The organism is Cupriavidus mimosae, from assembly GCF_023952485.1.
GTDB classification, from domain to species: Bacteria; Pseudomonadota; Gammaproteobacteria; order Burkholderiales; family Burkholderiaceae; genus Cupriavidus; species Cupriavidus taiwanensis_C.
On sequence record NZ_JALHRY010000052.1, the window covers coordinates 1 to 4,434 of the forward strand.

Annotated in this window: 1 protein-coding gene and 4 pseudogenes; 3 read left to right on the forward strand and 2 right to left on the reverse strand. The window is 58.3% G+C overall.

Features of this window, described 5'->3' with window-relative positions:
- Positions 1 to 285: 285 nt before the first annotated feature.
- Positions 286 to 690 (reverse strand): annotated as a pseudogene (locus MKD50_RS30030) (transposase); the annotation flags it as partial.
- Positions 691 to 923: 233 nt separating this feature from the next.
- On the opposite strand from MKD50_RS30030, the gene MKD50_RS30035 reads away from it, so the two are divergent.
- A complete protein-coding gene (locus MKD50_RS30035; protein WP_012354770.1) occupies positions 924 to 3,050 on the forward strand; it encodes a prolyl oligopeptidase family serine peptidase in 2,127 nt (708 codons plus the stop codon).
- 125 nt (positions 3,051 to 3,175) lie between these two features.
- Positions 3,176 to 3,442 (forward strand): annotated as a pseudogene (locus MKD50_RS30040) (transposase); the annotation flags it as partial.
- On the opposite strand, the pseudogene MKD50_RS30045 reads toward MKD50_RS30040, so the two are convergent.
- A pseudogene (locus MKD50_RS30045) lies at positions 3,422 to 4,037 on the reverse strand (IS30 family transposase); the annotation flags it as partial. The pseudogenes MKD50_RS30040 and MKD50_RS30045 overlap by 21 nt on opposite strands.
- A 274-nt stretch (positions 4,038 to 4,311) precedes the next feature.
- Here MKD50_RS30045 and MKD50_RS30050 point away from each other — a divergent pair.
- Positions 4,312 to 4,434 (forward strand): annotated as a pseudogene (locus tag MKD50_RS30050) (IS5/IS1182 family transposase); the annotation flags it as partial.

A 4,434-nucleotide genomic window follows, 5' to 3' on the forward strand; every position in this document is an offset into this window, starting at 1 on the left:
CCTTATAACTGATCGCCGTTAAATTGAGTTCGTAGGACTTTTGTATAGTCACATTCAATCGTTTGCGTTGGGCTCAGGACTGCTATTGCTTTCCTTCGTTGAACGCAAGCCCGCAAGATTCGTGCGCATTCCACTGATGGCGGACAGTGATTCCAGACTCATCGCGGACAGTGTTCCATGCGAAGGCGGACACCTTGCGCTGGCGTCCTGAGTGACGGGGTGAATCGTAACCGAAGTGTCCGCCATCAGGATGCAATGACGGTTCGGCGGCGGTGTTTCAATCGCGGCGTTGAGCTTGTCGGGGCGGCTGCGCGGCCCGCCAGGCAGCCCCGGCACTGCGGGTATGGCATCAACCAGGGCTTCGAAGACCACCGAGTCGTGCCAATTGGCACCGGTCACGGCCAGCGCCGCGCCGGTCTACGACGAGGTGGCGTTTGGTGCCGAGCTTGCCACGGTCGGTGGGGTTCGGGCCGGTCTGCTGCCCCCCTGGAGGCTAGTCACAGCCGCACCATCGATACTCGCCCGGCTCCAATCGACCTGGTCATGCTCACGCAATCGCGTCAGCAGGGCCAGTTGCAAGCGTTCCCAGATGCCGCTGGCCTACCAATCACGAAGGCGACGCCAGCAAGTCATACCGCGGCCGAAGCCCAGTTCCTGCGGCAAGTCTTCCCACGCAATCCCCTTCGCAAGGGCTTGCTTGCGATGCTGGTTTCGGGGCAAGTCGAAAACCTCTGGCTCGATCGAGTTGGACGCGCAGGTCACGTGTGGCGAGTGGTAGCCAATCGATGTGCCGCGCAGCGCGCAAATCATCATGGAACTCGACTACCTCAACCATGTCGAAATGGCACGATTAGTTGAACCGAATCGGGCGATTTGAAAGATGAAGCTGTTCCTTCTGAAAGTACTTTAATGGATGATTCATTATGATAAATTCGCAATCGAAAATTATTTGGCCGCCGACAGGTAACGCTGCCGATCCGTATATCGATCTCGAAGAACTCGATAGTCCCACTGTCAATTCATGGGTTTTCGCTCAGACAGCCCGTACTATGGAAATGTACGGACGCACGTCAGCCGCCGACGTGCTAACTAAGCGGCTCGTCGAGACCATGATGGACCAAGATCGCATCGTCATATGCTCGCGCTGGGGTAACTGGGCTTACAATACTTGGCTTGACGGAGCGCATCCGCTCGGTTTCGTACGGCGTACGCCCTGGAATGCCTGGATCGAGGGCAACCCACAATGGGAAGTGGTACTGGAGGTCGATGCGCTTGACTTGAACAACCGAAACGGGGACGGCACGCGCTGGGCTCTGGCGGGCTTTCATCTTATTTATCCCACTGCTGATCGCGCACTGGTCTTCCTGTCGCCCGGCGGTTCCGATACTTGTATCGTGCGGGAATTCGACGTGGAAGCGCGTGCGTTTGTTGAGAACGGATTCGAACTACCAGATTCCGGTCACCACAGCGTTGCATGGATCGATCGAGATACGGTTTATGCGAGCTGGGATGACAGCGCAGTAAACGCGGCCCCCGCTGTCACTGTTTCCGGTCACCCGCGACAGGTGCGCAGATGGAAGCGCGGAACGCCAGTAGCGGATGCGCCGGTGGTGTTCGAATGCGAGCCTGACGACTTGGGTGCGTCAGCGAATTACGACCCAATCCAAGCACGTCATATTGCAAGCCGCAGCACGACATTCTACGAACGGGAGCAATTCTGGCTCGATGAAAAGGCTCGTGAATGGCGGTTGTACGATGTGCCGCGTAATACGGCTGCTTTGTTTGAGTGGAGCGAATGGCTATTCGTCACGCCGCGCACCAATTGGCACGTCAACGAGACGGCTTATCGGGGCGGTTCTTTACTGGCCATTCGACGTGACGCATTTCTCGACGGTGATCGCCACTTCACCGTACTTTTCACGCCAACTGACGAGAATGTACTGTCGGGGGTGCGTTATACGAAGCACTGGCTAATCGTCTCTGACAAGAGCGAAAGCGTTACCCGCGTGACGCTTTGGCGTCCGCCAGACTCGGTCGACGACACGTGGCAATCTCGAGCGTATCCGTTGCCGGCCGGATGCGAAGCATCTGTGACCGCCGTCGATAGAGCACGCGATGACACTGTACTGATCTACGTCGATCACTTCCTGACACCACCAGCGCTGTACCATGCCGATCTCTCCAGTGACACACCTTGGCACCAGCTCGGACAGCTTCCCGCACGCTTCGATTCAACCGGATTCCTCGCGTTGCGCCGGCATGCCATGGCACCCGATGGCGTGCAGATTCCCTATTGGGTGATCGGCCGCGAGGCAGATCTTCAGGGTACCCCTCGACCTTGCCTGCTCTATGGATACGGCGGATTCGAAATCCGGCTCGATACACCCGCCTATATGGGCACTTTGGGATTCTCCTGGCTAGAACCGGGCGGTGTGTACGCAATCGCGAGCATCCGGGGGGGAGGTGAGTTCGGGCCTGGCTGGCATCAAGCCGCGCAACGAGAAAAACGTCCGGTCGCATTTGGTGATTTCATTGCCGTCGCTGAGGCATTGATCAGCTCCAGTGTTACCACCCCGGGGCAACTCGCGATCCAAGGGGCGAGCAACGGCGGGTTGTTAACCGCAGCGTGCATGATCCAGCGTCCGGATTTATTCGGTGCCGTTATCTCGCATGTGCCAGTGCTCGACATGTCACGCTTTCACCTGTTGTTGCAGGGCGCTTTGTGGGTCGACGAGTACGGCAATCCCGACGATGCCGACGATCGCCGGATGCTTATGGCTTACTCACCCTATCACAACGTAAAGCCGGACGTCTCCTATCCGCCGGTTCTATTCACATCATCGTCCACTGACGATCGCGTGCATCCAGGCCATGCACGAAAGATGGTCGCGAAAATGCAGGCACTCGGACATCGCGAGGTCTTCTACCTAGAACAGCGCGATGGCGGTCATGGCGCTGGCGTCGAACCCGAAACCAGAGCCCGCGCCAGTGCAACGACATTTGAGTTCCTGCGGGCAAAGATTGGGGCGTCGTTACGACCGAACGCGTGACCCGATTTTAAGCGTCACACACTGGCTTTCTTGCGGCAAGAATAGTCCCCCGTGCAAATACCGATGATCGTCCTACGACTCCCCACCGCTAACCTATATTAGCGATATAGGCGTGTTTTCTGGTGAAACTGTCGCTAAGCGGCATCGTGATTGCTTTGCACACCGGCATTCCGTGGAAAGACTTGCCGCAGGAACTGGGCTTTGGCAGCGGCATGACCTACTGGCGTCGTCTGCGTGACTGGCAGGCCAGTGGCGTCTGGACGCGCATGCACCTGGCCCTGCTAACCCGCCTGCGCGAGCATGGTCAGATCGATTGGAGTCGGGCAAGCATCGATGCTGCGGCAGTGGCCAGCCCCCGGGGGCCAGCAGACCGAAGCCGCGGTGGCATCGGACATCTTGACCAGCAGCACGGCGCGGCTCATGCGCTCCACCAGTACGCCCACTGCCGAGCGGTTACCCGCACCCTTGATGGGGTCGCCTTCCCAGTGCCCGGGCATGAGCCTGTCGTTGACCTCAGGCGGGCGCTCATGGATGCTGACCATGTCGGGAATTTGGCCACGCCGGTCGGTGCCACGCGAGCGCAGCAGGTGCTTAGCGTGGCCCTGGCGCAGACAAGCGATGAGCTGGCGACGCAGTTCGCCGCGCGGGTAGGCGTAAATGGCGTTGTAGATGGTCTCGTGGGACACGTGGCGCTCGCGGTGGTCAGGAAAGGCGCGCTTGAGAGTAGCGGGATTTCCTGGGGTGACCACTTTTGGTCAAGGAAGTGGCGCACCACGCGCCACAGCACACTGTCGGCAGCGAGTTTGCGGGCGGGACGGCTGGCCTGGCGGCGTTGCGCGCGGCGGGCTTACGCTGTCATTGCCCCATAGCCACCGCTTGCTGTCGCGTTGCGGCGAAGCTCGCGCTTCAGCGTTGAAGGCGCACGCCCCAGCCTGCGCCCATCTCGCGCTGACTGACTTTCTCCGCCTTCCAAATCTCGATGCGCATGCGCTCTTCGGATTGCAGTTGCGGTACTTCGTTTTTGTCATTCACCACACCTTACCGGATGGCAAGGTGTTGCACTTCAGATTTTGAGGTCGCCGTGATTATTACTTATAGAATTCAGAATTAAATTTGCGAATGACTGCATTTTCTTTCCTCGAGTCAGAGTTGTATTTTGCAGGGATGGATGTGACGCGAAACTTGAAGTTAAGGATGCTCTGCAAAAATTAGCCAGCAGATGTGCTTGAAATGAATCGTCGAGCCAGCGAGCATGTGGCGCATGAAACAAACTGACCTTGCTGAACTTGTCGACCAAGCGCAACCGCAAGCGCGAATTCCTGGACGAGATGAACCGTGTGGTGCCGTGGGCCGATCTGGTGATGCTGATCGCTCCGTACGCCCC

Bases quoted from the DNA above. Each gene is read 5' to 3' on its own strand.
- MKD50_RS30035 (WP_012354770.1), top strand. From the start codon at position 924: ATGATAAATTCGCAATCGAAAATTATTTGGCCGCCGACAGGTAACGCT.